The 23,352-nt window shown below is 64.8% G+C and carries 22 protein-coding genes; 11 read left to right on the top strand and 11 right to left on the bottom strand.

Features of this window, described 5'->3' with window-relative positions; translation table 11 throughout:
* Positions 1-44: 44 nt before the first annotated feature.
* A complete protein-coding gene (locus GM909_RS07855) occupies positions 45-1,025 on the bottom strand; it encodes a GlxA family transcriptional regulator (protein WP_157015656.1) in 981 nt (326 codons plus the stop codon).
* 111 nt (positions 1,026-1,136) lie between these two features.
* On the opposite strand from GM909_RS07855, the gene GM909_RS07860 reads away from it, so the two are divergent.
* From GM909_RS07860 to GM909_RS07890, 7 genes are all read left to right on the top strand, one after another.
* Positions 1,137-2,054, top strand: coding sequence for a BKACE family enzyme (locus tag GM909_RS07860; RefSeq protein ID WP_157015657.1), 918 nt, complete (start codon positions 1,137-1,139; stop codon positions 2,052-2,054).
* A 34-nt stretch (positions 2,055-2,088) separates the two neighbouring features.
* Positions 2,089-3,105, top strand: a complete 1,017-nt coding sequence (locus GM909_RS07865) for a carnitine 3-dehydrogenase (protein WP_157015658.1) — start codon at positions 2,089-2,091, stop codon at positions 3,103-3,105.
* A complete protein-coding gene (locus GM909_RS07870) occupies positions 3,105-4,268 on the top strand; it encodes an acyl-CoA dehydrogenase family protein (RefSeq protein WP_157015659.1) in 1,164 nt (387 codons plus the stop codon). Before GM909_RS07865 ends, GM909_RS07870 begins: the two co-directional genes overlap by 1 nt.
* 12 nt (positions 4,269-4,280) lie before the next feature.
* On the top strand, positions 4,281-6,389 hold the full coding sequence (locus GM909_RS07875) for an acetate--CoA ligase family protein (protein WP_157015660.1): 2,109 nt from the start codon (positions 4,281-4,283) through the stop codon (positions 6,387-6,389).
* Positions 6,390-6,418: 29 nt separating this feature from the next.
* Positions 6,419-7,201, top strand: coding sequence for a carnitinyl-CoA dehydratase (locus GM909_RS07880; protein WP_157015661.1), 783 nt, complete (start codon positions 6,419-6,421; stop codon positions 7,199-7,201).
* 42 nt (positions 7,202-7,243) lie between these two features.
* The gene (locus GM909_RS07885; protein ID WP_157015662.1) at positions 7,244-8,185 is read left to right on the top strand and encodes an alpha/beta hydrolase; all 942 of its coding nucleotides are present in this window, start codon (positions 7,244-7,246) and stop codon (positions 8,183-8,185) included.
* Between the two features lie 126 nt (positions 8,186-8,311).
* The gene (locus GM909_RS07890) at positions 8,312-8,779 is read left to right on the top strand and encodes a CAP domain-containing protein (protein ID WP_235911735.1); all 468 of its coding nucleotides are present in this window, start codon (positions 8,312-8,314) and stop codon (positions 8,777-8,779) included.
* A gap of 8 nt (positions 8,780-8,787) precedes the next feature.
* On the opposite strand, the gene GM909_RS07895 is transcribed toward GM909_RS07890, so the two are convergent.
* The 6 genes from GM909_RS07895 to GM909_RS07920 all read right to left on the bottom strand — a co-directional run bounded on the left by GM909_RS07895 (position 8,788) and on the right by GM909_RS07920 (position 16,958).
* Entirely contained in the window at positions 8,788-9,627 is an 840-nt protein-coding gene (locus GM909_RS07895; protein ID WP_157015663.1) for an alkaline phosphatase family protein, read from the bottom strand.
* Between the two features lie 107 nt (positions 9,628-9,734).
* Complete coding sequence (locus GM909_RS07900; RefSeq protein ID WP_157015664.1) at positions 9,735-11,399, bottom strand: ABC transporter ATP-binding protein; 1,665 nt, start codon at positions 11,397-11,399, stop codon at positions 9,735-9,737.
* A complete protein-coding gene (locus GM909_RS07905) occupies positions 11,392-12,222 on the bottom strand; it encodes an ABC transporter permease (RefSeq protein WP_157015665.1) in 831 nt (276 codons plus the stop codon). Before GM909_RS07905 ends, GM909_RS07900 begins: the two co-directional genes overlap by 8 nt.
* A 9-nt stretch (positions 12,223-12,231) precedes the next feature.
* Positions 12,232-13,191 carry an ABC transporter permease gene (locus tag GM909_RS07910; RefSeq protein WP_157015666.1) on the bottom strand — a complete coding sequence of 320 codons (960 nt, stop codon included), beginning with the start codon at positions 13,189-13,191 and terminating at the stop codon, positions 12,232-12,234.
* 14 nt (positions 13,192-13,205) lie between these two features.
* Complete coding sequence (locus GM909_RS07915; RefSeq protein WP_157015667.1) at positions 13,206-14,795, bottom strand: ABC transporter substrate-binding protein; 1,590 nt, start codon at positions 14,793-14,795, stop codon at positions 13,206-13,208.
* Positions 14,796-14,951: 156 nt separating this feature from the next.
* On the bottom strand, positions 14,952-16,958 hold the full coding sequence (locus GM909_RS07920) for a CocE/NonD family hydrolase (RefSeq protein ID WP_157015668.1): 2,007 nt from the start codon (positions 16,956-16,958) through the stop codon (positions 14,952-14,954).
* A 183-nt stretch (positions 16,959-17,141) separates the two neighbouring features.
* Between GM909_RS07920 and GM909_RS07925 the strand changes: the two genes are divergently transcribed.
* The gene (locus GM909_RS07925; RefSeq protein ID WP_157015669.1) at positions 17,142-17,390 is read left to right on the top strand and encodes a type II toxin-antitoxin system Phd/YefM family antitoxin; all 249 of its coding nucleotides are present in this window, start codon (positions 17,142-17,144) and stop codon (positions 17,388-17,390) included.
* Positions 17,380-17,661: a type II toxin-antitoxin system RelE family toxin gene (locus tag GM909_RS07930; RefSeq protein ID WP_157015670.1), complete on the top strand. Its 282-nt coding sequence runs from the start codon at positions 17,380-17,382 to the stop codon at positions 17,659-17,661. Before GM909_RS07925 ends, GM909_RS07930 begins: the two co-directional genes overlap by 11 nt.
* 18 nt (positions 17,662-17,679) lie before the next feature.
* Here GM909_RS07930 and GM909_RS07935 read toward each other — a convergent pair whose 3' ends face one another.
* The 4 genes from GM909_RS07935 to puuE form a co-directional block, all read right to left on the bottom strand.
* Entirely contained in the window at positions 17,680-18,273 is a 594-nt protein-coding gene (locus GM909_RS07935; RefSeq protein WP_157015671.1) for a nucleoside deaminase, read from the bottom strand.
* Between the two features lie 11 nt (positions 18,274-18,284).
* Entirely contained in the window at positions 18,285-18,779 is a 495-nt protein-coding gene (locus GM909_RS07940; RefSeq protein WP_157015672.1) for an ureidoglycolate lyase, read from the bottom strand.
* Positions 18,780-19,013: 234 nt separating this feature from the next.
* Complete coding sequence (locus GM909_RS07945) at positions 19,014-19,847, bottom strand: bifunctional allantoicase/(S)-ureidoglycine aminohydrolase (RefSeq protein WP_157015673.1); 834 nt, start codon at positions 19,845-19,847, stop codon at positions 19,014-19,016.
* 33 nt (positions 19,848-19,880) lie between these two features.
* Positions 19,881-21,323 carry an allantoinase PuuE gene (gene puuE, locus GM909_RS07950; protein ID WP_157015674.1) on the bottom strand — a complete coding sequence of 481 codons (1,443 nt, stop codon included), beginning with the start codon at positions 21,321-21,323 and terminating at the stop codon, positions 19,881-19,883.
* A 159-nt stretch (positions 21,324-21,482) separates the two neighbouring features.
* Between puuE and uraH the strand changes: the two genes are divergently transcribed.
* A complete protein-coding gene (uraH, locus tag GM909_RS07955) occupies positions 21,483-21,863 on the top strand; it encodes a hydroxyisourate hydrolase (RefSeq protein WP_407941259.1) in 381 nt (126 codons plus the stop codon).
* 2 nt (positions 21,864-21,865) lie between these two features.
* Complete coding sequence (gene xdhA, locus GM909_RS07960) at positions 21,866-23,344, top strand: xanthine dehydrogenase small subunit (RefSeq protein WP_157015676.1); 1,479 nt, start codon at positions 21,866-21,868, stop codon at positions 23,342-23,344.
* Positions 23,345-23,352: the final 8 nt, after the last annotated feature.

Genomic DNA, 23,352 nt, shown 5'->3' on the forward strand with positions numbered 1-23,352 from the left:
TATATATCATTGAGGCGAGTTGTGGACAATGATCGTTCGCCACCTCATCCCCGCCGCATCCTCGCCGGCGCTTGGCCGAACGCCTTGGAAAAGGCACGCGAGAAGGCGGCGGCCGAGCCAAAGCCGGTGCGTGCGGCGATGTCGGCCATCGGCTCGGTCGTGTCGAGCACCAGCCGGCGCGCGGCGTTGAGGCGCAGGCGAAGATAGTAGGCGCCGGGCGTCTCGCCGATGGCGCCGGTAAAGAGCTTTTCCAGCGTGCGGGTGGTCACGCCTATACGCCGGGCGATCGCCGAGATCGGCAGCGGCCGGTCGACATGGCTTTCCATCAGCCGGATGGTCTGGGCAAGACGCGGGTCGAAGCCGTCGAGCCGGCCGAGCGAGACGAGCGGTTGCGCGTCGGTCGCCGCGCGCGCCTGATCGTAGATGAAGACGCTGGCGACGTCGAGCGCCACCGCCATGCCGAGGCGCGAGCGCACCAGATGCAGCATCAGGTCGAAGGTCGGCGACGCACCGCCGGCGGTGAAGACCGGGCCGTCGATCACATAGCGGTCCGGCCGGACATCGGCACCGGGAAAGGCGGCGGCGAAATCTTCCAGATCCTCCCAATGCGTCGTTGCCGCGCGTCCCTCCAGCAGGCCGGCGCGGCCAAGTAGCCAGCCCCCGGCTTCGACGCCGCCTATGGCGCTTGCCGCGCGCGCCGCGCGCTGCACGCCCGCCACCAGCGCCGGCGTTGCGGCGAGCCGCGTGCCGAAGCCGCCGACGATGACCAGAACATCGGTGGCCGCATCGGGATCGAATGTGCCGTCAACCGCGACAGGCAGGCCCGAGGTGGTGACGGGCGGTTTCCCGTCCACCGAAACGACGGTCCATTCGAAGGCCGGCGCGCTGCTGACCCGATTGGCGGCACGCAGCGGATCGACAGCCGAGGCGACGCACATGATGGAACAGCCGGAAAAGACGAGAAATGTGAGATGCAGCGGGTCCTCTGCCGGGCGGAAGATGATCGGCTTTTCGTTTTCCATCAATTACAATTCGTAATTCGCAAAGCAATTTGATGCAAGGCGCGCGATGATCCGCCAACGAAATGACAGCGCCGACATCGAAAGATCGGCCCTATCGAAACGAGAGGAACGACCATGCCGCTTGCTCCGAACCGCGACGTCTTCATCACCTGCGCCATTACCGGATCCGGCGGCACGCAGGATCGCAGCCCGCATGTGCCCCGCTCGCCCAGACAGATCGCCGATTCGGCCATTGAGGCGGCGAAGGCGGGCGCGGCGGTCGTCCATTGCCATGTGCGCGATCCCGAAACCGGTGCGCCGCGCCGCGATATCCATCTTTACCGCGAGGTGACGGAGCGCATCCGCGCGGCCGATGTCGATGTGGTGCTCAACCTGACCGCCGGTATGGGCGGCGACGTGACGTTCGGCTCGACCGTAAGCCCCTTGCCGCTCAACGAGGCGGGCACCGACATGATCGGGGCGGCCGAGCGCGTCGAGCATGTGCGCCAGTGCCTGCCGGAGCTCTGCACGCTCGATTGCGGCACGATGAATTTCGCCGAGGCCGACTATGTCATGACCAACACGCCCGGCATGCTGCGCGCCATGGGCGGCATGATGACCGAGATGGGCGTCAAGCCGGAGATCGAGGCCTTCGACACCGGCCATCTGTGGTTGGCCAAGCAACTCGTCTCGGAAGGTGTCTTGAAGCCGGACGCACTGGTGCAGTTGTGCATGGGTGTGCCGTGGGGCGCGCCGGATGACCTCAACACCTTCATGGCGATGGTCAACAACGTGCCCGCCGAGTGGAACTGGTCGGCCTTCGCGCTGGGCCGCAACCAGATGGCCTATGTCGCCGCGGCCGTGCTTGCCGGGGGCAATGTGCGCGTCGGGCTGGAAGACAATCTGTGGCTCGAAAAGGGCGTGCTGGCGACCAACGCGCAGCTTGTCGAGCGCGCCGTGACCATCGTCGAGAATCTCGGCTCACGCGTGATCGGACCGGACGAGGTGCGCAAGAAGCTCAACCTGACCAAGCGCGCGCCCGTGGCGGCGTAGGACGCCTGTCCCTTCAAGCAAGAAAGACTCATTCATGACCACAATCACCAAGGCCGCCGCGATCGGCGGCGGCGTCATCGGCGCGGGATGGGTAGCCCGTCTGGCGCTCAACGGCATCGATGTCGCGATCTTCGATCCCGACCCGCAAGCCGCCCGCAAGGTCGGCGAGGTGATGGAGGGCGCGCGCCGGGCCTATCGGCGCATGGCGCCCGACGGCCTGCCGAAGGAAGGCCGCATCACCTATGCGGCCACGATCGCCGAAGCCGTTGCCGGCGCCGATCTGATCCAGGAGAGCGTGCCGGAGCGTCTCGAGGTCAAGCACAAGGTGCTGGCCGAGATCGACGCACACGCTCCGGCCGAGGCCGTTGTCGGCTCGTCGACATCCGGCATCAAGGCAAGCGACATGCAGAGCGCGATGCAGCGCCCCGAGCGTCTCGTCGTCGCCCATCCCTTCAACCCGGTCTATCTCCTGCCGCTGGTCGAGATCGTCGGCGGCGAGCAAACGTCCGGCCAGGCGGTCGAGCGGGCCCGCGCGCTCTATGCATCGATCGGCATGAAACCGGTCGTCATCCGCAAGGAGATCGAGGCCTTCGTCGGCGACCGGCTGCTCGAGGCCGTGTGGCGCGAGGCGCTGTGGCTGATCAAGGACGACGTCACCACGGTCGAGGAACTCGACGACATCATGCGCTATTCCTTCGGCCTGCGCTGGGCGCAGATGGGTCTTTTCCAGACCTATCGGATTGCCGGCGGCGAAGCCGGAATGCGCCATTTCATGGCCCAGTTCGGCCCCTGTCTCTCCTGGCCCTGGACCAAGCTTATGGACGTGCCGGAACTGACCGACGAACTGGTCGACAAGATCGCCGACCAGTCCGACGAACAGGCCAAGGGCCTTTCGATCCACGAATTGGAACGCATCCGTGACGATAATCTCGTCGCCATGATGGAGGCGCTGTCGAAGGAAAACGACGGCAAGGGCTGGGGCGCCGGCGCTCTCTACAAGGACTTCGTCGAACGCCTCGGCGAGACGAAGGCGAAGAGTGGGGAAGAGTGATGAATTTCGAACTGACCGAAGAACAAAGGCTCATCGTCGAGACCACCCGCGCCTTCGTCGAAAACGAACTCTACCCGCATGAACAGGAGGTCGAGCGCACCGGGCATCTGCGGCCGGAACTCGTCAAGGAATTGCAGGCCAAGGCGATCGAGGCGGGGCTCTATGCCGCCAACATGCCAGAAGAGGTCGGCGGGGCGGGGCTCGATACGCTGACCTGGCTGCTTTACGAAAAGGAGCTCGGCCGCGCCAACTACGCGCTCCACTGGACCTGCGTGGCGCGCCCGTCGAACATCCTGCTGGCCGGTACGGCCGAACAGAAGGAAAAATATCTCTATCCCTGCATTCGCGGCGAGAAATGGGACTGTCTCGCCATGACCGAGCCGGGCGCGGGCTCGGACCTGCGCGGCATGAAGGCGAGCGCGGTGCGTGACGGCGACGACTGGGTCCTGAACGGCACCAAGCATTTCATCAGCCACGCCGACATCGCCGATTTCGCCATCGTCTTCATGGCGACCGGCGAGGAGGACAGCCCGCGCGGCAAGCGCAAGACAATCACCGCATTTTTCGTCGACAAGGGAACGCCGGGCTTTGCCGTGCGCGATGGCTACCGCAACGTCTCGCATCGCGGCTACACCAATTCGGTGCTCGAATTCGACGATTGCCGGTTGCCGAATTCCCAGGTCCTGGGCGAGGTCGACAAGGGCTTCGAGGTCGCCAATTCCTGGCTCGGCGCGACCCGCCTGCAGGTGGCCGCCACCTGTCTCGGCCGGGCCGAGCGCGCGCTGTCCCATGCCATCGACTATGCGGCCGAGCGCAGCCAGTTCGGCCAGCAGATCGGCAAGTTCCAGGGCGTCTCCTTCAAGCTCGCCGACATGGCGACGGAGCTGAAGGCGGCCGAACTGATGACCTGGGAAGGGGGCTGGAAATACGACCAGGGCACCGTCACCGATGCCGACATGGCCATGGCCAAGCTCAAGGCGACCGAGATGCTCGCCTTCGTCGCCGACGAGGCGATCCAGATCCATGGCGGCATGGGGCTGATGGACGACCTGCCGCTGGAACGCATATGGCGCGACGCGCGCGTGGAACGCATCTGGGAAGGCACCAGCGAGATCCAGCGCCACATCATCAGCCGCGCGCTCCTGAGGGCGGTGGGGGGCTAGAGGGGGGTGTGCATGCGCAGACATGACAGACCGCACCGCCTCGAACGCCTTCTCCGCCCGCGCTCGATTGCCGTCTTCGGCGGCGGCTATGCCGCCAATGTCGTCGAGCAGTCGCAGAAAATGGGCTTTGCCGGCGATATCTGGCCCGTCCATCCGAAGAAGGACGAGGTGGCCGGCCGCAAGGCCTATCGCTCGGTCGCCGATCTGCCCGGCGCGCCGGATGCCGCCTTCATCGGCGTCAACCGGCACCTGACGGTCGAGATCGTCCAGGCGCTGCGCGAGCGCGGCGCCGGCGGCGCGGTGTGCTTTGCATCGGGCTTCCTGGAGGCCGGCGCCGACGATGCCGACGGCGAGCGGCTGCAGCGCGAACTGCTTGCGGCGGCGGGCGACATGCCGATCATCGGGCCCAATTGCTATGGGCTGATCAACTATGCCGACGGCGCGCTTTTGTGGCCCGACCAGCATGGCGGTGTGCGGCTGGACGAGGGCGGACGCGGTGCCGCGATCATCACCCAGTCCTCCAACATTGCCATCAACATGACGATGCAGAAGCGCGGCCTGCCGATCGCCTATCTGATGACGGCCGGCAACCAGGCGCAGACGGGCCTGTCGGAAATGGCGCTTGGCCTGATCGAGGACGAGCGCGTCTCGGTGCTCGGGTTGCATATCGAAGGCTTCGATTCGGTGGCCGGTTTCGAGCGGCTTGCCGCCCGGGCGCGTGAACTGGGCAAGCCCATCGTGGCGATGAAGGTCGGCCGCTCGGAGCAGGCACGTCAGGCGACGATCTCGCACACGGCGTCGCTGGCCGGCTCGGATGCGGCCTCGGACGCCTTCCTCAAGCGGCTCGGCATTGCCCGGCTCGACACGATGCCGTCCTTCATGGAGGCGTTGAAGCTGTTGCATCTCGGCGGGCCGCTCGGCGGCTACAGGCTCTCCTCGATGAGCTGTTCGGGCGGCGAGGCGTCGCTCATGGCCGACGCGGCACAAGGCCGGCGCGTCCACTATCCGCGCCTGAGCGAGGCCCACCGCGCGTCGGTCAAGTCGACGCTCGGGCCATTGGTCGCGGTGGCCAATCCGCTCGACTATCACACCTTCATCTGGAACGACGAGCCGGCCATGACGGCGACCTTTTCGGCGATGGTGTCGGGCGGCTTCGACCTCAACATGCTGGTGATGGACTTCCCGCGCGGCGACCGCTGTTCGGACGCCGACTGGTGGCCGACGATCCGCGCCTACGAACGGGCGTTGAAGGACAACGCCGCGCGTGGCGCCATTGTTGCCGCGCTGCCGGAAAACCTGCCGGAAGATTATCTCGGCGGACTGATGGAGCGCGGCATCGTCCCGCTGATGGGCATTGCCGAGACGATCGATGCGGCCGAGGCGGCGGCGTTCATCGGCGAGGCGTGGAAGCGCCCTCCCACCTCCCACTTGAGGGGAGGCCGGACCGCAGGTCCGGGTGGTGATGCGCCGAACACCCCGGACGAAGCCGAGGCCAAGGCGCTGCTGGCCGGTGCCGGCCTTGCGGTGCCGCCCGGTCTTCGCGCCGCCGATGCCGAGGAAGCCGCGGCGGCTGCCGAGCGCATCGGCTTTCCGGTCGCGCTCAAGGCGCTCGGGCTGGCGCACAAGTCCGAACATGACGCGGTGAAGCTGAACCTCGCCGACGCCGAGTCGGTGCGCCAGGCGGCAGACGCGCTCGAAGGTCTCGGCAACGGCCTCTATGTGGAGCGCATGGCCGAGGGCGGCGTGGCCGAGCTGATTGTCGGGATCACCCGCGATCCGCTCTTCGGTCCGGTCATGACGCTCGGCTCGGGCGGCGTGTTCGTGGAACTCCTCAAGGACAGCGCGACCGTGCTTTTGCCGGCGGATCGCTCGCAGATCGAGGCAAGCCTTCGCTCGCTCAAGATGTTCCCGCTGCTCGACGGCTATCGCGGCCGGCCGAAGGCGGATATCGCAGCCGCCGTCGAGGCCATTGCCGGCATTGCCGGTTTCGCGCTCGAACATGCCGACCGCCTGTCGGAACTCGACATCAACCCGCTTATCGTGTGCGGCGAAGATCAGGGCGCGTGGATTGCCGACGCGCTGATGGTTTTCGCCTCTGTCTCCGCTGAAGGGCGGGGATGAGCGTGCGCCCGCAGCCAAAGGAGAATTCAATGTCCGATGTGATCAAGACCCGCCGCGAAGGCGGGATCCTGGAAGTCACGCTCGACCGGCCGAAGGCCAATGCCATCGACCTCGCCACCTCGCGTGCCATGGGCGAGACCTTCAAGGCGTTCCGCGACGACGCGCAACTGCGCGTCGCCATCGTCAAGACGGCGGGCGAAAAGTTCTTCTCCGCCGGCTGGGACCTGAAGGCGGCTGCCTCCGGTGATGCGGTCGACGGCGATTATGGCGTCGGCGGTTTCGGCGGGCTGCAGGAGCTCATCGACATGAACAAGCCGGTGATCGCGGCCGTCTCCGGCATGGCGGTCGGCGGCGGTTTCGAACTCGCCTTGTCCTGCGACCTGATCTATGCGGCCGACCATGCCTCCTTCGCGCTGCCGGAGATCAAGGCTGGCACGCTGGCCGATGCCGCGACGATCAAGCTGCCGAAGCGCATTCCCTATCATGTCGCCATGGACATGCTTTTGACCGGCCGCTGGATGGATGCCCAAGAGGCGCTTCGCTGGGGGCTGGTCAACGAGATTGTGCCGTCCGAAAAGCTCGAGGAGCGCGTCTGGGAGGTGGCCCGGCTTCTCGCCGGCGGGCCGCCGCTCGTCTTCGCAGCCATCAAGGAGGTGGCCCGCGAGGCGGAGGCGATGGGCTTCCAGGAGGCGATGAACTGGATCACCAAGCGCAAGTTCCGTACGGTCGATGCGCTTTACGACTCCGAAGACAATATGGAAGGCTTCAGGGCGTTTGCAGAGAAGAGGGACCCGGTGTGGAAGGGGAAGTAAGGCTGGGCGCAAGGTCCCCTTCCCCCGTGAGGGGAGGGTCAGGTGACTGATTATTCCAAGCTCATCGATGCGGAGACCTGGGCGTTCATCGACCGCACGAACGCTTTCTATCCGCCCGATACGACCGACTATACGATCGACCAGCAGCGCGCGGTCTACGACCGCATGTGCCGCGAATTCTTTGCCGGCTACCCCGACAGCGTGACGGCCGAGACGACGGCGGTCGAGACGGCGGCGCATGACATCACGATCCGCATCTATCGCTCGGCGACTGCCGGCCATTCCGCAGTGGTGCTCTATTTCCACGGCGGCGGCTTCATCCTCGGCGGGCTCGAAAGCCATGACGACGTGTGCGCCGAGCTTTGCCAGCGCACCGGGTTCGAGGTGGTGGCGGTCGACTATCGCCTGGTGCCCGAGCACGTCCATCCCGCTGCATTCGACGATGCGATGCGCGCATATCGGTGGGCAGCGGACCGCGATGCCCGGCCGATCCTGCTGTGCGGGGATTCCGCCGGCGGCAATCTGGCCGCTGCCGTGGCGCATCGCGCGCGCGATCATGCGCGTGTCCCCGTCGGCCAGGTGCTGATCTATCCGGGGCTCGGCGGAGACATGTCCGCCGGCTCCTATGTCACCCATGCCGCCGCCCCGATGCTGACGGTGCGCGACCTCGAATTCTACGGCAGGCTGCGCAGCGGTGGGTCCGATAGTGCCGGCGACGCCACCTATGCGCCGCTTGCCGATTCGGATTTCGCGCGCCTGCCGCCCTCTGTTGTTATCACGGCTGAATGCGACCCGCTTTCCTCCGATGGGCAAGACTATCGCGACAGGGTGCTTGCGGCCGGCGGCAAGGCAGTGTGGTTCGAGGAAACGGGGCTGGTCCATGGCTATCTGCGCGCACGCCACACGGTCGCGCGGGCGGCGGTGAGTTTCGAGCGCATCGTCGCGGCGGTGAGGGCGCTCGGGAACGGAGAATGGCCCTACTGATCGGGGACGTATAGGCATGAACCTGCCCGCCGCCCCAAGAATTGCCGCAATCATGACTAATCCGTCGAACCCACTTGCGGGGGGCGCATGAGGGAACCGGCCATATAGGCCGGGGGATTGCGCCGGATGATTTTCAGGACATTGATGTGGACGGGCCTCGGCGCCCTTTTTCTCGCGCTGGCGGCCTGCGGCACGACGGGCAAGGTGGCATCGAGTGCCGGCGCGTCGTCGCGGGCAACCGGCTATCTGGCCGAGATCAGGCGGGCCAACGGCATGTCTGCCGCGTCGCCCGACGGCCAGCTGGAGCGCGCGGCCCTGGCCCAGGCGCGCTATATGGCCGAGACATCCTCCATGAAGCACACGACCCGTTTCGGGCGCGATTTCCGCTCGCGCATGAAGGCCGGCGGGGTCAACGGGCCGGCGGCCGAGAACATCGCCCACGGCACGGCCGATCTCGGGCGCGTATTTTCGATGTGGAACAACTCGCCGCCACATCGCCGCAACATGCTCGACCCGCGGCTCCACCGGTTCGGTCTGGCCTATGCGACGGACGGCGCAGGCGATCATTTCTGGGCGCTGATGCTCGGGCGATAGAGTAGCGCCTATTCGAGAAACGGCTTTGCCTTCATCGTCTCCGGCACCGCCACGCCGAGCCGCGTCAGGATCGTCGGCGCGAGCTGCAACTGGTCGAGAAGCACATCCTGGTCGGGCCCTTTTGCCGGACCGAAATAATAAAGCGCGAAATCCTGCTGCGCGTCCTCGCGCCCGCCATGATGGCCGCGCTCGGTCTGGCCGTGATCGGCCGTGACGATGACCTCGTAGCCGGCTTCGCGCCATTGCGGCAGGAAGGCGGCGAGCATGGTGTCCATGACGGCGACGGCATGATCCATCTCGATACAATCATGGCCGAAGCGGTGTCCCATGGAATCCAGCGTGCAGGTGTGCAGGATGCCGTAATCGATGGCGTCGCGCAGCGCCAGCCGTGTGAGCGTGGCGAAGAGGTCGACGTCGGACGGAGTCATCTGGTTGGCATGACCATAGCCGGTCATGGTGTGAAAGCGACCATGCGTGATCGGCCCGCCCGGCTCGTCATATTCGATGTCGCGCACCATGTCGAAGGGATGGCGGTTGAAGAATTCCGACCAATAGGAATGGGTGACGGCGCCGGTCGTTCCGCCCGCCCTGGTCACTTCGGAAAAGATGTCGGGCTGGGCGACCCGAAAGCGCTGTTCGTTCGACAGGATGCGGTGCACCTGCGGCGGCACGCCGGTGTGGATGGAGGCGTAGCAGCAGGCCGACATGGACGGCAGGACGGAGCGCATCTTCCACACGCGCGCCTCGCCCGACTGCACCCAGCCCTCGAGATTGCCCATCAGGCGGCGCCAGTTGCGCCACGGCACGCCGTCGAGAACGATGAGGAGAAGTTTTGCGGACAGGGGCATGAATTTCGGCGGTCAATTGCGGAGAACTGAGGGTGCGCGCACTCGCTCTTGCTTGCTGGCGAGAGGGCGTGGCATGGGATGCAAGATCGTGGTCGGCTAATCGGGACTCAATTGCCCGCGCTTTCCATCTTGCGCCCGGCGATCGCCTTTTCCAGCCAGCCGATTTCCATTTCGGGAACGGAGGACAGGAGAAGGTCGGTATAGTCGTCGAAGGGCGGCTTGAGCACTTGCGACTTGGGGCCGTAGCGCACCACCTCGCCGCGATACATGACCGCGATCGAATCGGCGATCGAGCGCACCGTCGCCAGGTCGTGGGTGATGAAGAGATAGGCGACCTCTTCCTGCGCCTGCAGTTCCAGGAGCAGCTTCAGGATGCCGTTGGCCACCAGCGGATCGAGCGCGCTTGTCACCTCGTCGCAGATGATCAGGTTCGGCCGCGCCGCCAGCGCACGGGCAATGCATACGCGCTGCTTCTGGCCGCCGGAGAGCTCGGCCGGGTAGCGGTCGAGAAAACCCTCGCCCATCTCGATCTTGTCGAGCAGTTCGGCCACGCGCTTGTCGCGCTCGGCGCCGCGCATGCCGAAATAGAATTCCAGCGGCCGGCCGATGATGGTTCCCACCGTCTGGCGCGGGTTCATCGCCACGTCGGCCATCTGGTAGATCATCTGCAGTTCGCGCAGGTCGTCCTTGGTGCGCTCGGCCAGGCGAGGGGAAAGGGCACGTCCGGCAAACATGACATTGCCTTCGCGCGGCGGCAAAAGCCCCGTGATGGCACGCGCCAGGGTCGACTTGCCGGAGCCGGATTCGCCGACCACGGCCAGCGTCTGGCCGGGATAGATGTCGACGGAAATGTTCTTCAGGACATCCACGTCGCCGGAATAGGACGCCGTCACATTATTGACCGACAGAACCGGCGCGCCGCTCTGCTCCTTTTCCTTGTGCACGATCTCGCGCACCGAGACGAGCTGGCGCGTATAGTCCTCGCGCGGCGCATGGATGATCTGCTCCGTCTTGCCGCTTTCGACCGTCTTGCCGTGGCGCAGCACCATGATCTCGTCGGACACCTGCGCCACGACCGCCAGGTCGTGGGTGATGTAGAGTGCGGCCACGCCGGTGTCGCGGATGGCGTCCTTGATCGCCGCCAGCACGTCGATCTGCGTCGTCACGTCGAGGGCCGTCGTCGGCTCGTCGAAGACGATCAAGTCCGGTTCGGGGCACAGAGCCATGGCCGTCATGACGCGCTGAAGCTGACCGCCCGAGACCTGGTGGGGATAACGCGAGCCGATCGATTCGGGGTCGGGCAGGCTGAGTTTGCGGAAAAGCGCGACCGCCTTTTCCTCGGCTTCCGCACGCGTGGCGACGCCGTGCTGCAGGGCCGATTCCACGACCTGGTCCATGAGCTTGTGCGCCGGGTTGAAGGCGGCCGCGGCCGACTGCGCGACATAGCAGACCTCGCGCCCGCGCAGCTTGCGCAGACCGCGCGTGCCGACCTTCAAAATGTCGCGGCCGTTGACGAGGACCTGGCCGCCGGTGATCCGCACGCCGCCGCGTCCGTAGCCCATCGGGGAGAGCCCGATGGTCGACTTGCCGGCGCCGGATTCCCCGATCAACCCGAGCACCTTGCCCTTTTCCAGCATCAGCGAGACACCATCGACGATGGTGACGTCGTGCGGATCCTCGCCGGGCGGATAGACCGTCGCCTCGATCTTCAGGTCTCGAATGTCGAGCAGAGCCGCGGCGGCGCCATCGGGGCGCGTTTCATGATCAGCCATTACCGCGGCCTCCCTTGAGATCGGTCGTGCGGTTCAAGACCCAGTCGGCGACCAGGTTGACGGAGATCGCCAGCGCCGCGATCGCGGCCGCCGGTATGAGGGCGGCGGGAATGCCGAAGACGATGCCCTCCTTGTTCTCCTTCACCATGCCGCCCCAGTCGGCGTCGGGCGGTTGCACGCCGAGGCCGAGAAAGGAGAGCGCCGAGAGAAAAAGCACCGCATAGATGAAGCGCAGGCCGAGCTCCGATATGAGCGGCGACAGCGCGTTGGGCAGGATTTCGCGGAAGATGATCCACGTGCGCCCTTCGCCGCGCAGCTTTGCCGCTTCGACGAAATCCATGACGTTGATGTCGACGGCGACGGCGCGTGACAGGCGGTAGACGCGCGTGGAGTCCAGAATGCCCATCACGACGATGAGAACCAGGATGGTGGACGGCAGCACCGAAAGCACCACCAGACCGAAGATCAGGGTGGGAATGGACATCAAGAGATCGACGAAGCGCGACATCACCATGTCGAACCAGCCGCCGACGACCGCGGCGGTGAAGCCGAGGATCGCACCGAGCGAGAAGGACAGCGCCGTTGCCATGACGGCGATGAAGACCGTGGTGCGGGCGCCGAAGATCATGCGCGAAAGAAGATCGCGGCCGAGATTGTCCGTTCCCAGCCAATGCTGGGCCGACATCGGTTCCCAGACGTCGCCGACGATCTCGCCCATGCCGTGCGGAGCGAGCAGGGGCGCGAAGATGGCGACGAAGGCGAACAGCGCGGTGAGAACGAGGCCGATCAGCGCGCCAATCGGGATATGTTTGAGATCAAGCATCATCGCCCCCTATTTCGGATGCCTGAGCCGCGGATTGGCGACGATCGCCGCGATGTCGGCGATGATGTTGAGGCTGATGTAAACGGCGGCGAAGATGAGGCCGACCGCCTGCACCACCGGCACGTCACGCTTGGCCACGTGGTCGACCAGATACTGCCCCATGCCGGGATAGACGAAGATGACTTCCACCACCACGACGCCGACGACGAGGAAGGCCAGATTGAGCATGACCACATTGATGATCGGCGCGATGGCATTGGGGAAGGCATGCTTGCGGATGATGTCGAAGGCCGACAGGCCCTTCAGTTCCGCCGTCTCGATATAGGCCGACTGCATGACATTGAGGATCGCCGCACGTGTCATGCGCATCATGTGCGCCAGCACGACCAGCGTCAGCGCCGTCGCCGGCAGGGCGATCGCCTTCATGCGATCGAGAAACGGCATGCCGTCATAGACCGTCGAGATGCCCGGAAACCATTGCAGTTTCACGGCGAAGAAATAGACGAGCAGGTAGCCGATGAAGAATTCCGGCAGCGAGGTCGAGGCCAGTGCGAAGCCCGAGATCGCCTTGTCGACGGGGCCGTTGCGGTAGCGCACCGCGATCAGGCCCAGCGAGACCGCCAAAGGGATCGAGACGACCGCCGCCCAGAAGGCGAGAAACAGCGTGTTCTGCAGCCGGCCGCCGAGCGAGGTAGCGATGTCCTGGCCGCTGGTCAGCGCGGTGCCGAGGTCGCCGGTCAGAATGCCGCCGAGCCACTTGAAATAGCGTATGTAGGCCGGGTCGTTGAGGCCGAGCTCCTCGCGCAGATTGGCGAGCGCCTGCGGCGTTGCCTGGTTGCCGAGGATGGACTGGGCCACGTCGCCGGGCAGGATCTGGGTGCCGACGAAGATCAGGACCGAGACCGCAAAGAGAAGCAGGATGCCCAGCGCAACGCGCTGGGCAATGAGCCTGAGGATCGGTGAATCCATGGATCAACGGCCCCTCAGGCCGTCAACCAGCACTTCACCAGTGCATGTCCGTTCATCATCTCCTGCGCCGGGTGGTTTTCCCAGCCTTCCACCTTGGCGCCGGTGGCGTCGATGAAGTCGTTGAACATCGGCAGGATCAGCCCGCCATCGTCGCGCACCATCAGTGCCGCATCGCGATACATCTGCTTGCGCTTGGCCTCGTCGAGCTCTCCGCGCGCGGCGAGGATCAGCTTGTCGAAAACCTCGTTGAAGAAGCGCGTGTCGTTCCAGTCGGCATTCGACAGATAGGCCGTCGAATACATCTGGTCCTGCGTCGCCCGGCCGCCCCAATAGGAGGTCGAGAAGGGCTGCTTGTTCCACACTTCCGACCAGTAGCCGTCGCCAGGCTCGCGTTTGACCTCGATGGTGATGCCGGCCTTGGCGCAGCTCTGCTGGTAGAGCTGGGCGGCATCGACGGCGCCGGGGAAGGCGACGTCGGAGGTTCTGAGCAGGACCGGGCCTTCATGGCCGGACTTCTTGAAGTGGAAGGCCGCCTTGTCGGTGTCGAACGGACGCTGTTCGATGTCGTCGGAAAACAGCGGATAGGCCGCGTTGATCGGGAAATCGTTGCCGATCGAGCCGTAGCCGCGAAGGATCGTCTCGACCATCCCCTCGCGGTCCATTGCATATTTGAGCGCCAGCCGCAGATCGTTGTTGTCGAACGGCGCGGTGTTGCAATGCATGATGAAGACGTAATGGCCGCGGCCGGAGACGTTGCGGATCGTGACGCCGGGCACGCGCTTGACGAGATCGACGATCTTCGGCTCGACGCGGTTGATCATGTGCACCTGGCCGCCCTGCAGGGCGGATGTGCGCGCGGTCGCGTCGTTGATGACGATGATCTCGATCTGATCGGCATGGCCCATCTTGTCGCCCTGCCAGTAATTGGCGAAGCGCTCGCCGCCCTGGCGCACGCCGGGCTCGTTGACGCTGACCTTGTAGGGGCCGGCGCTGATGCCGGCAGTCGGATCGTCCTTGCCGCCATTCGGCTGGATGATGAGATGGTAGTCGGCCATCAGATAGGGCAGGTCGGCATTCGGCTCCTTGAGTTCGACAATGACCTCGTCGCCACTCGCCTTCATGGTGTCGATGCCCTGCATGACACCAAGCGCGCCGGATTTCGACGCCTCGTCGGAGTGGCGCTCCAGCGTTGCCAGAACATCCTCGGGCGTCACCGTCTTGCCGTTGTGGAACTCCACGTCCTTGCGGATCTTGAAGGTCCAGGTCTTGGCGTCGTCGGACGCGCCGATTTCCTCGGCGATGCGGTTCTCGTATCCGCCGTCTGGGGTCAATTCGACAAGCGTCTCGCCCCAGCACTTGCCGAAGCTGAAGGACACCTGGCTGAGGAAGCTCGCCGGATCAAGGCTGTTGGTCGCTTCGCCGCCCTGCATTCCGGCCTTGAGAAAGCCGCCCTTTTGCGGCCCGGCCGCCCTGGCCGCGCTGCCGAGCAAAGTGCTGGCGAAGGTCGATGTGACGCCGAGCGCTGCGGCGCGGCCCAGGAAATCGCGTCGGTTCATCTTGCCGAGTGCGACGCGGCGGCTCAGGAATTCGAGTTCTTTGGACATGAAGGTTGTTCCTCACTCTTGAATGTGTTGCCCCTCGGACCCGCTATCGGGCCTCTTTTGTCAGGAATATTGGCGCTATTGTCGCGACTGCGGCAAGGCCCCATGCGACATTTCTTGGCGTAATCGGTGTCGCTGGAGTGCACCAGGGCGGGGCGATCAGATATGGTTGCGTTGAATCTCCTCGACAAAATCTCTTTCAAAGACAAGCGTATCGCCCTCATAGGCTTCGACGCGCCCGGTCAAATGGAATGTATGGCGCTCCGACGTCATGCGTGTGAACGTCTCGGTGCGCACGCTCCAGTCGCCGCGGGCGAGCGTTTCGGTCCAATGCGTTTCGCCCTGCGCCGACAGCGGATTGTCAGGATGGATCGACCATGTCTCGCGCGCCACGCTGCCGTTTGCCAGGCCGTGATCGAGATCGCGAAGCTCGCCGAAATCGTCTTCGATCCGCAAGGTGACGCGGCCGGTTTCGGCGTCGCGTTCGACTTGTCGGCTGTTGGACGGTTTGCGCAATGTCTCCGTCGCCCAGGGCGTTGCGCCTTCCGGTTCCTTGAACGTCCATTCGTCGCCGGCGCCGGCCGGCCGCACGGGGAGATCGAGCGCGCCCTCGTGCAGCGTCAGCATCACCGGCTCGGGCGCCGACCACACCATCGGCCAATAGGTCGATGAAACGGCCACCCGCAGGCGATGGCCGGGCTTGATCGAATAGGCGACGTCGTCGAGCTTGAGCGTGATCTCCATCACCTCGCCCGGTGCGACGGGCTGCGGAAACTCGTGGCTTTCGCGATGGGCGAGATTGAGAACGCCGTAGGTGATGCGTGTCGAGCCGCCGTCGGGCTGCACGTCGCACAGGCGCACGGCGACCATGGCCTGGGGCCGATCGGCTGAAAGCTTCAGCCGGATGACCGCTCCGCCGACAATGTCGAAGGCCTCGTCGAGGGGCGCAGTGTCGAAACAGGCCGATTTCTCGTCGTCGACGCGCTGGTCGCCCGGCAGGTCGGGGCCGGCCCAGATGGCGCAATACTCGCCGCCGGCAACGCCGCAATCCTGCCGCGATGCGATCTCGACGGCGAGGTCGCCGACCGCGCTGTCGCCAAGCGTGCCGTCGCGGCCGAGATGGAACTGCCTGGTCGGGATCGCGGGCGAGGGCCATTGCGCCTCGGCGATCCAGCGGCCGGGCCGTTCGTCGTACCATTCGCGCGGCGGCACGGAATCCATCAGGTAAAGCCGCATTGCCGGGTCGTCCTCGACGCCCGTCGGTTCGTCCTTCAGCCAGTGGTCCCACCAGCGCAGCGCTTCCTGCAGGAAGCCGATTGCCGGCTGCGGTACGGCGAAATGCGGATATTTGTGAATCCAGGGTCCGACGATGCCCTTTGCCGGTGCCTTGAGATTGCCGACGATACGCGAAACGGCGTTCTTGTAGCCGTCGCCCCAGCCGCCAATGGCGAGCGTGGCGGCCTTGACTTGCGCATAATCCTCGCAGATCGAGCCGTGTTTCCAATAGGCGTCGCGGGTCTGATGGGACAGCCAGATGGCCGGGAAAAACGGCTCGTTTTCCAGCCGGTCGAGCCACATTTCGCGCCACTTCTCACCGACGAGCGCCGGATCCGGAGGGCGCGAGGAGTAGGAGAACATGGTCGCGCCCCACCCCTGGTTCTCGTTAAGCAGCAGCCCGCCCTTGTAGTGAATGTCGTCGGCGTAGCGGTCGTCGGTCGAGCACAGCGTGATGATGGCCTTCAGCGCCGGCGGCTGCAGCGCCGCCACCTGAAGCGAATTGAAGCCGCCCCAGGAAATGCCCATCATGCCGACATTGCCGTTGCACCAGGGCTGGGCCGCCACCCAGGCGATGACGTCGCAGGCGTCCTGCAATTCCTGCGGCGTGTATTCGTCCGCCATCAGGCCTTCGGAATCGCCGTTGCCGCGCATGTCGACGCGGATCGAGGCGTAGCCGTTTCCGGCAAAATAGGGATGGGTGAGATTGTCGCGCGCCGTCGTGCCGTCACGCTTGCGATAGGGCAGATGTTCCAGGATCGCAGGGACCGGCTTGTCCGTCGCGTCCTTCGGCATCCACACCCGTGCCGAAAGCCGGCAGCCGTCCGGCATGACGATCCCGAGATCGGGGAATTCGACGACTTCTCTTGGAAAATCCTTGATGGTCTTCATACGTGCCCCTGTACGGGGCGCTAAGAGGCATAATGTGGCTGGCGATGCAACCCCTTGTCAGGGAAGGACGGGGTCGGACACGCGGTCGTCCACAAATGAGGATTGGCTGCTGTTTCGTCGGCCGAAATCTTGAATAGTGCTTTTTTGAGTGCTATTTATCGTATGATTAGTGGAGCCATAAACATGCCGCATCGTGTTCTCGCGGAGGTCACCGCCAGCGTTTCGGAACTGAAACGAAATCCCATGGGAACCGTTGCAGCAGGCGACGGATTTCCCGTGGCGATTCTCAATCACAACCAGCCGGCCTTCTATTGCATCCCTGCCGAGGTCTTCGAGGCGATGATGGAGCGGATGGAGGATTTCGAACTGAACGCGATTGCGGACGCCCGAAAGGACGAGCCGCGCATCCGCGTCGATCTCGATGAAGTATGAGGTCGAGTTCCTCACCACTGCGTTGAAGGAGTGGAAGGCGCTCGACGCGAATACCCGAGAGCAGTTCCGCAAGAAGCTCAAGGAACGCCGCAATCAACCGAGGGTCCCGTCGGCGAAATTGCATGGTGCGCATGATCGCTACAAGATCAAGCTGCGCAGCGCCGGCTACCGGCTGGTCTACGAAGTCCAGGACCAGCGCGTGGTGATCATTGTCATCGCTGTGGGAAAGCGGGACCGCCTGGCGGTTTACCGGGCCGCGGCGCGGCGATAAGGCTTCATATCGCTCCTGTCACCGCAGCGGGATATCGTTGTCCGCCTTGCTGTCCTGATAGCGCGCCGACAGCGTGTCGTATTTGGCCGCGATGCGGGCGATGCGTTCTTCCAGGCGCTCCCGGTCCGGCCCGGGCAGGCCGCGCACAAGCTTGGGGATCGAATAGCTCTTCCAGAAGGCGTTTTCGGCGTTGTAGCCGCCGGGGTCGAGGGTGAAGACTTCCTTCAGGATCTTCAGGTCGTGCGGAATGGCGAAGGAATCGCGCGAATCCTCGTGGCTGAAAAGGTAGTAGAAATTGTCGAAACCGGTCCAGGTAATGGCCGACAGGCAGAGCGAGCAGGGCTCGTGCGTGGCCAGGAAGATGCAGTCGCTCGTTGCCGGCCGTTCGCTCCCTGGCTGCTCGTAGAAGCGCTTAAGCGCATGCACCTCGCCGTGCCAGAGCGGATTTTCGATCTCGTTGTTGGTCTCGGCAAGAACGAGCGAGCCGTCGGCCTTGTTTACAATCGCGGCGCCGAAGAGCTTGTTGCCCTCGGCCACGCCGCGCTCGGTCATGGGAATGATGTCGAACTCGATGACGTCGAGAAGACGGTCGATGAGGGCGGTGTCCGTCATGGCGTGACCTTTCACGGAAGCTGGATTTCCCAGGGTTCGACGAAATGGAATTCTTCCAGATTGTCGCCCTCGCCGCCACGGTCGACCACCAGGAAATCCTGTGGCTGGCCGATCGGGGTCAGCACGCCGTGCCAGACGTTGCGGTGATAGTTCACGCCCTGGCCGGGTGCGGTGAGGAAGGCGTGCGGTGTGCCGGGACCGTCCGGGCCGTCATGGCAGACGACGACGAGAAATGGCCGCAGCGACAAGGGCATGAAGGCCTGGCTGCCCAGCGGGTGGCGCTCCACCATGGTCAGCGTCAGCGGCAATTCATAGGGCGTGGCCTTGAAGAGGGAGATCAGGACGTGGGCGTTCGGCCCTTCCGCCTCGGCCCTGGCAAGACCGTGAAAGCGCTCGCATTTGCCGTTGTTGATCGGAAAATGGTTCTCCCAGTCGGTGTCGAGCACGTCGCCGAAGGGGGCGAAGGCCTCGCGCGTCAGCGGCCGGGCGGTGATGATGCGGGTCATGGTGCCGACGCCCCTACGATGATTCTTTGAGCCTTGCGCCCTTCGGCACCCCCCTCTGTCCTGCCGTGCATCTCCCCCGCAAGGGGGGAGATTGGCTTGCGTGGGGCGCACCGCTTTGCTCTGCAACGGTGGAGATTGGCCGAAGCGGTCATGACGGTCTGTTCTCCCCCCTTGTGGGGGAGATGGCCGGCAGGCCAGAGGGGGGTGTCAAAGAGCGGTAAACTATGTCCAGTCTCACCTGCCGAACCCTCCCAGCTTCGCATGCCGGTTGACGTCCTTGTAGAGCAGGTAGCGGAACTTGCCCGGCCCTCCAGCATAGCAGGCCTGCGGGCAGAAGGCGCGCAGCCACATATAGTCGCCGGCCTCGACCTCCACCCAGTCCTGGTTGAGCCGATAGACCGCCTTGCCCTCGAGCACATAGAGCCCGTGCTCCATGACATGGGTCTCGGCAAACGGGATCACCGCGCCCGGCTCGAAGGTGACGACGGTGACATGCATGTCGTGGCGTATGTCGGCGGGATCGACGAAGCGCGTGGTCGCCCATTTGCCGTCGGTGCCCGGCATCGGGTCGGGCGCGATGTCGGCCTCGTTGGCGAAAACCGGTTCGGGCAGGTCGATGCCGTCGACCGCTTCATAGGCCTTGCGGATCCAGTGGAAACGGCAGGGTGCGGCGCCTTCGTTGCGCACGCTCCAGTCGGAGGCCGGCGGGATGAAGGCATAACCGCCCGGCCGCATGACGAGTTTCGTGCCGGCGAGCGTCACGGCGAGTTCGCCTTCGACGAGGAACAGGATACCCTCGGCCTGTCCGTCGAGTTCCGGGCGCGTGGAGCCGCCGCCCGGCTGGACCTCCATGATGTATTGCGAAAACGTCTCGGCGAAACCGGACAGCGGGCGCGAGAGCACCCAAAGCCGGGTCCTGTCCCAGAACGGCAGATAGCTGGTGACGATGTCGCTCATCACGCCCTTGGGGATGACCGCGTAGGCGTCGGTGAAGACCGCGCGGTCGGTGAGCAACTGCGTCTGCGGCGGCAGGCCGCCCGTCGGCGCGTAATAGGTTCGGCCAGGCATTGTCTTGTCCATCACATTCATCAGTTCACCCGTCTATGCAGGGAGCATGTCCTTGAGCCTGAGCAGCGCGATGCGTTCGACCTGCCGGCAAGCTGTGGCGAATTCGCTCTCGCGGTCGTTGGCGATGCGCTTTTCGAAGGCCGCAAGGATTTCGTCCTTCGTCAGCCCCTTCACCGCGATGATGAAGGGAAAGCCGAATTTTTCGACATAAGCGGAATTGAGCGCGGAGAAGCGTTCGCGCTCGGCGTCGGTGAGCGCGTCGAGCCCGGCGGAAGCCTGTTCCTTCGCCGAATCCGATGTCAGGCGCTTCGCCTCGGCGAGCTTGCCGGCAAGATCGGGGTGGGCCGTCAGGACGCCCAGCCTTTCGTCCTCGCCGGCAGAGCGGAAGGCCCGGCAGAGCGCGTTGTGCAGGCCGCCGGCGGAGTCGTGTGCCGCGCCGAGCTCGAGCTTGAACGCCCGCTCCGCGATCCAGGGCGAATGCTCGAAGATACCACCGAACCTGGCCACGAAGTCCTCGCGGGCCATGCGCGATGGCCGCAGCGCTTGTGGCTGGTAGGGATGGTTGGCGCGCCAGTGCTCGGCGATGTCGATGCGCCGGGCAATCCACACCTTGTCGTGGCTTTTGACATAGTCGATGAAGCGCTTGAGCGCTGCCGCGCGTCCCGGCCGGCCGACAAGGCGGCAATGCAGGCCGATATTCATCATCTTCGCGCACCCGGCCTCGCCTTCGGCATAGAGCGTGTCGAAGGCGTCCTTCAGATAGGTGAAGAACTGGTCGCCCGTATTGAAGCCCTGCGGGGTGGCCAAACGCATGTCGTTGGCGTCGAGCGTATAGGGTATGACGAGTTGCGGCGCGACCGCATTGCCATGGCCGTCATGATCGAGCCAGTAGGGCAGGTCGTCGTCATAGGTGTCGGATATATAAGTAAACCCGCCTTCCTCGCAGGCAAGCTTGACCGAATTGACCGAGGTCCGGCCGAGATAGAGCCCCGTTGGCCGCTCGCCGACGACCTCCGTGTGCAGGCGGATCGCTTCGAGGAGATCGCGCCGCTCGTCGTTCTCATCGTGGTCGCGATAGTCGATCCATTTCAGCCCGTGCGAGGCGATTTCCCAGCCAGCCTCCTGCATGGCGGCCATCTGGTCGGGCGAGCGCGCAAGGGCAGCGGCGACGCCATAGACCGTGACCGGCACCTCGGCCTGCGTGAACATGCTATGCAGCCGCCAGAAGCCTGCGCGCGCGCCGTATTCATAGATCGATTCCATGTTCCAGTGGCGCTTGCCCGGCCACGGTGCGGCACCGACGATCTCCGACAGGAACGCCTCGGACGCCGCGTCGCCGTGCAGGATGCAGTTTTCGCCGCCTTCCTCGTAATTGACCACGAACTGCACGCAGATCCTGGCCCCGCCCGGCCATTTCGGGTCCGGCGGGTGGGCGCCGTAGCCGCACATGTCGCGGAAATATCGGGGTGCCTGCATGAAAATATGTCCTGCACGTTACTCTGGATCGAGCTTAGCAAAGGGGGCGTTCCACATACCTCATAAAATATTTGAAAGTCTTTTGGGCGCCAGTTTGCCCTGCAGGCCTTTGCATTCGTGGAATTTGCCGCACAATCTGCGGGATTTTGAATTGTGGGTATGGGAAGAGGAAAGTGTAGCATGGCCGCGAACGGCAAACTGACGACCCACGTGCTCGATACCGCATCTGGAAGGCCGGCCGCCGGGTTGAAGATCGCGCTCTACCGCGTGAGCGGCAATTCGCACAGGAAGCTGAAGGAGGTGGTCACGAATGCGGATGGCCGCTGCGATGCGCCGCTGCTGGAGGGCAAAGCTTTTCAGACCGGCCAGTACGAGCTGATCTTCTTTGCCGGCGACTATCTGCGCGCTGCCGGAACCAAGCTGCCGGAGCCAGCCTTCCTCGATCAGGTGCCGATCCGCTTCGGCATGGCAGAGGAAAGCCATTATCATGTGCCATTGCTGATCTCGCCCTATGGCTATTCGACCTACCGGGGGAGCTGACGATGCAGCCGACGTTGCGCAACGAAATCCGCTTTCTCCTCAACGGCGAGGAAATCGCGCTGGCCGATGTGCGGCCCGACGAGACGCTGCTCGACTATCTGCGTCTGCGCCGTTCGCTCCGGGGCACCAAGGAGGGCTGCGCCGAAGGCGATTGCGGCGCCTGCACGGTGCTCGTCGGACGTCTGGCCGGCGGCGAGCTCGTCTATGAGGGCGTCAATGCCTGCATCCGGTTCCTCGCGTCGCTCGACGCCTGTCACGTGGTCACGGTCGAGCATCTGAAGGGCGAGGGCGGCAAGCTTCATCCCGTGCAGCAGGCGATGGTCGATTTCCACGGCTCGCAATGCGGTTTCTGCACGCCGGGCTTCGTCATGTCGCTCTATGCCTTGTGGATGCGCGAGCCGCAGCCCGGCGACGCGGCAATCGAAAAGGCGCTGCAGGGCAATCTGTGCCGCTGCACCGGCTACGAGCCCATCGTGAAGGCGGCCAAGGCGATCTCGGGCTATGGCGCGGCGGCGGCCGATCCGCTGGCGACCGAGCGCGCAAGGGTGACGGCGAGCCTTGCGGCGATGAAGGACGGCGCGCGGGTGGAGATCGGATCGGGTAGGGACCGCTTCGTCGTGCCGGCGAGTGCCGACGATCTGGCCGCGGTTCTGGAGGCCGAGCCCGACTCCACGATCGTCGCCGGATCGACCGATGTCGGGCTTTGGGTGACGAAGCACATGCGCGACATATCGCCGGTCGTCTTCGTCGGGCATCTCGACGAACTGCACGGCGTGGAGGAAAAGGACGGCGTGATCACGCTCAGTGCCTGCGTCACCTATACCGAGGCGTTCGGCATCCTTTCGAACCGGATACCCGCTTTCCGTTCCCTCATCGACCGGATCGGCGGCGAGCAGGTGCGCAATATGGGCACGGTGGGCGGCAACATTGCCAATGGTTCGCCGATCGGCGATATGCCGCCGCCGCTGATCGCGCTCGGCGCGACGCTGACCCTGCGCAAGGGCGACGCGCGGCGCACGATCGCGCTGGAAGATTTCTTCATCGACTACGGCAAGCAGGACCGCGCACCCGGCGAGTTCGTCGAGGCGGTCCATGTGCCGGTGCCGCAGAAGGACGCGTACTACGCCGCCTGGAAGGTGACGAAGCGCCGCGACGAGGACATCACCGCCGCGCTCGGCGCCTTCAACGTCGTCGTCGGCGCCGACGGCAAGGTCTCGTTCGCCCGTATCGCCTATGGCGGCATGGCGGCAACGCCGAAGCGGGCGGTGACAGTGGAGGCGGCCCTTCTCGGCCAGCCCTGGACATTGCCGACGGTGGAAGCGGCGATGGCGGCCTATGCGTCCGACTATGCGCCGATCAGCGACATGCGCGCCTCGGCCGAATACCGGATGCTGGCGGCGAAGAACCTCTTGAAGCGCTTCTATCTGGAAACGAGCGGTGCCGCCGGTCGGATTACGGTGTCGCGCGAATGGGCGGCATAAGGCAGACG

Source organism: Mesorhizobium xinjiangense (assembly GCF_009749525.1).
In the GTDB taxonomy this organism is placed as follows: Bacteria; Pseudomonadota; Alphaproteobacteria; order Rhizobiales; family Rhizobiaceae; genus Mangrovimarina; species Mangrovimarina xinjiangensis.

Bases quoted from the DNA above. Each gene is read 5' to 3' on its own strand.
- GM909_RS07870 (WP_157015659.1), top strand. From the start codon at position 3,105: ATGAATTTCGAACTGACCGAAGAACAAAGGCTCATCGTCGAGACCACC.
- GM909_RS07935 (WP_157015671.1), bottom strand. From the start codon at position 18,273: ATGACGGACACCGCCCTCATCGACCGTCTTCTCGACGTCATCGAGTTC.
- GM909_RS07930 (WP_157015670.1), top strand. From the start codon at position 17,380: ATGAAGTATGAGGTCGAGTTCCTCACCACTGCGTTGAAGGAGTGGAAG.
- xdhA (WP_157015676.1), top strand. From the start codon at position 21,866: ATGCAGCCGACGTTGCGCAACGAAATCCGCTTTCTCCTCAACGGCGAG.
- GM909_RS07880 (WP_157015661.1), top strand. From the start codon at position 6,419: ATGTCCGATGTGATCAAGACCCGCCGCGAAGGCGGGATCCTGGAAGTC.
- GM909_RS07905 (WP_157015665.1), bottom strand. From the start codon at position 12,222: ATGCTTGATCTCAAACATATCCCGATTGGCGCGCTGATCGGCCTCGTT.
- GM909_RS07940 (WP_157015672.1), bottom strand. From the start codon at position 18,779: ATGACCCGCATCATCACCGCCCGGCCGCTGACGCGCGAGGCCTTCGCC.
- GM909_RS07875 (WP_157015660.1), top strand. From the start codon at position 4,281: ATGCGCAGACATGACAGACCGCACCGCCTCGAACGCCTTCTCCGCCCG.
- GM909_RS07910 (WP_157015666.1), bottom strand. From the start codon at position 13,191: ATGGATTCACCGATCCTCAGGCTCATTGCCCAGCGCGTTGCGCTGGGC.
- GM909_RS07925 (WP_157015669.1), top strand. From the start codon at position 17,142: ATGCCGCATCGTGTTCTCGCGGAGGTCACCGCCAGCGTTTCGGAACTG.
- GM909_RS07920 (WP_157015668.1), bottom strand. From the start codon at position 16,958: ATGAAGACCATCAAGGATTTTCCAAGAGAAGTCGTCGAATTCCCCGAT.
- GM909_RS07865 (WP_157015658.1), top strand. From the start codon at position 2,089: ATGACCACAATCACCAAGGCCGCCGCGATCGGCGGCGGCGTCATCGGC.
- uraH (WP_407941259.1), top strand. From the start codon at position 21,483: ATGGGAAGAGGAAAGTGTAGCATGGCCGCGAACGGCAAACTGACGACC.
- puuE (WP_157015674.1), bottom strand. From the start codon at position 21,323: ATGCAGGCACCCCGATATTTCCGCGACATGTGCGGCTACGGCGCCCAC.
- GM909_RS07915 (WP_157015667.1), bottom strand. From the start codon at position 14,795: ATGTCCAAAGAACTCGAATTCCTGAGCCGCCGCGTCGCACTCGGCAAG.
- GM909_RS07900 (WP_157015664.1), bottom strand. From the start codon at position 11,399: ATGGCTGATCATGAAACGCGCCCCGATGGCGCCGCCGCGGCTCTGCTC.
- GM909_RS07945 (WP_157015673.1), bottom strand. From the start codon at position 19,847: ATGCCTGGCCGAACCTATTACGCGCCGACGGGCGGCCTGCCGCCGCAG.
- GM909_RS07890 (WP_235911735.1), top strand. From the start codon at position 8,312: ATGATTTTCAGGACATTGATGTGGACGGGCCTCGGCGCCCTTTTTCTC.
- GM909_RS07860 (WP_157015657.1), top strand. From the start codon at position 1,137: ATGCCGCTTGCTCCGAACCGCGACGTCTTCATCACCTGCGCCATTACC.
- GM909_RS07895 (WP_157015663.1), bottom strand. From the start codon at position 9,627: ATGCCCCTGTCCGCAAAACTTCTCCTCATCGTTCTCGACGGCGTGCCG.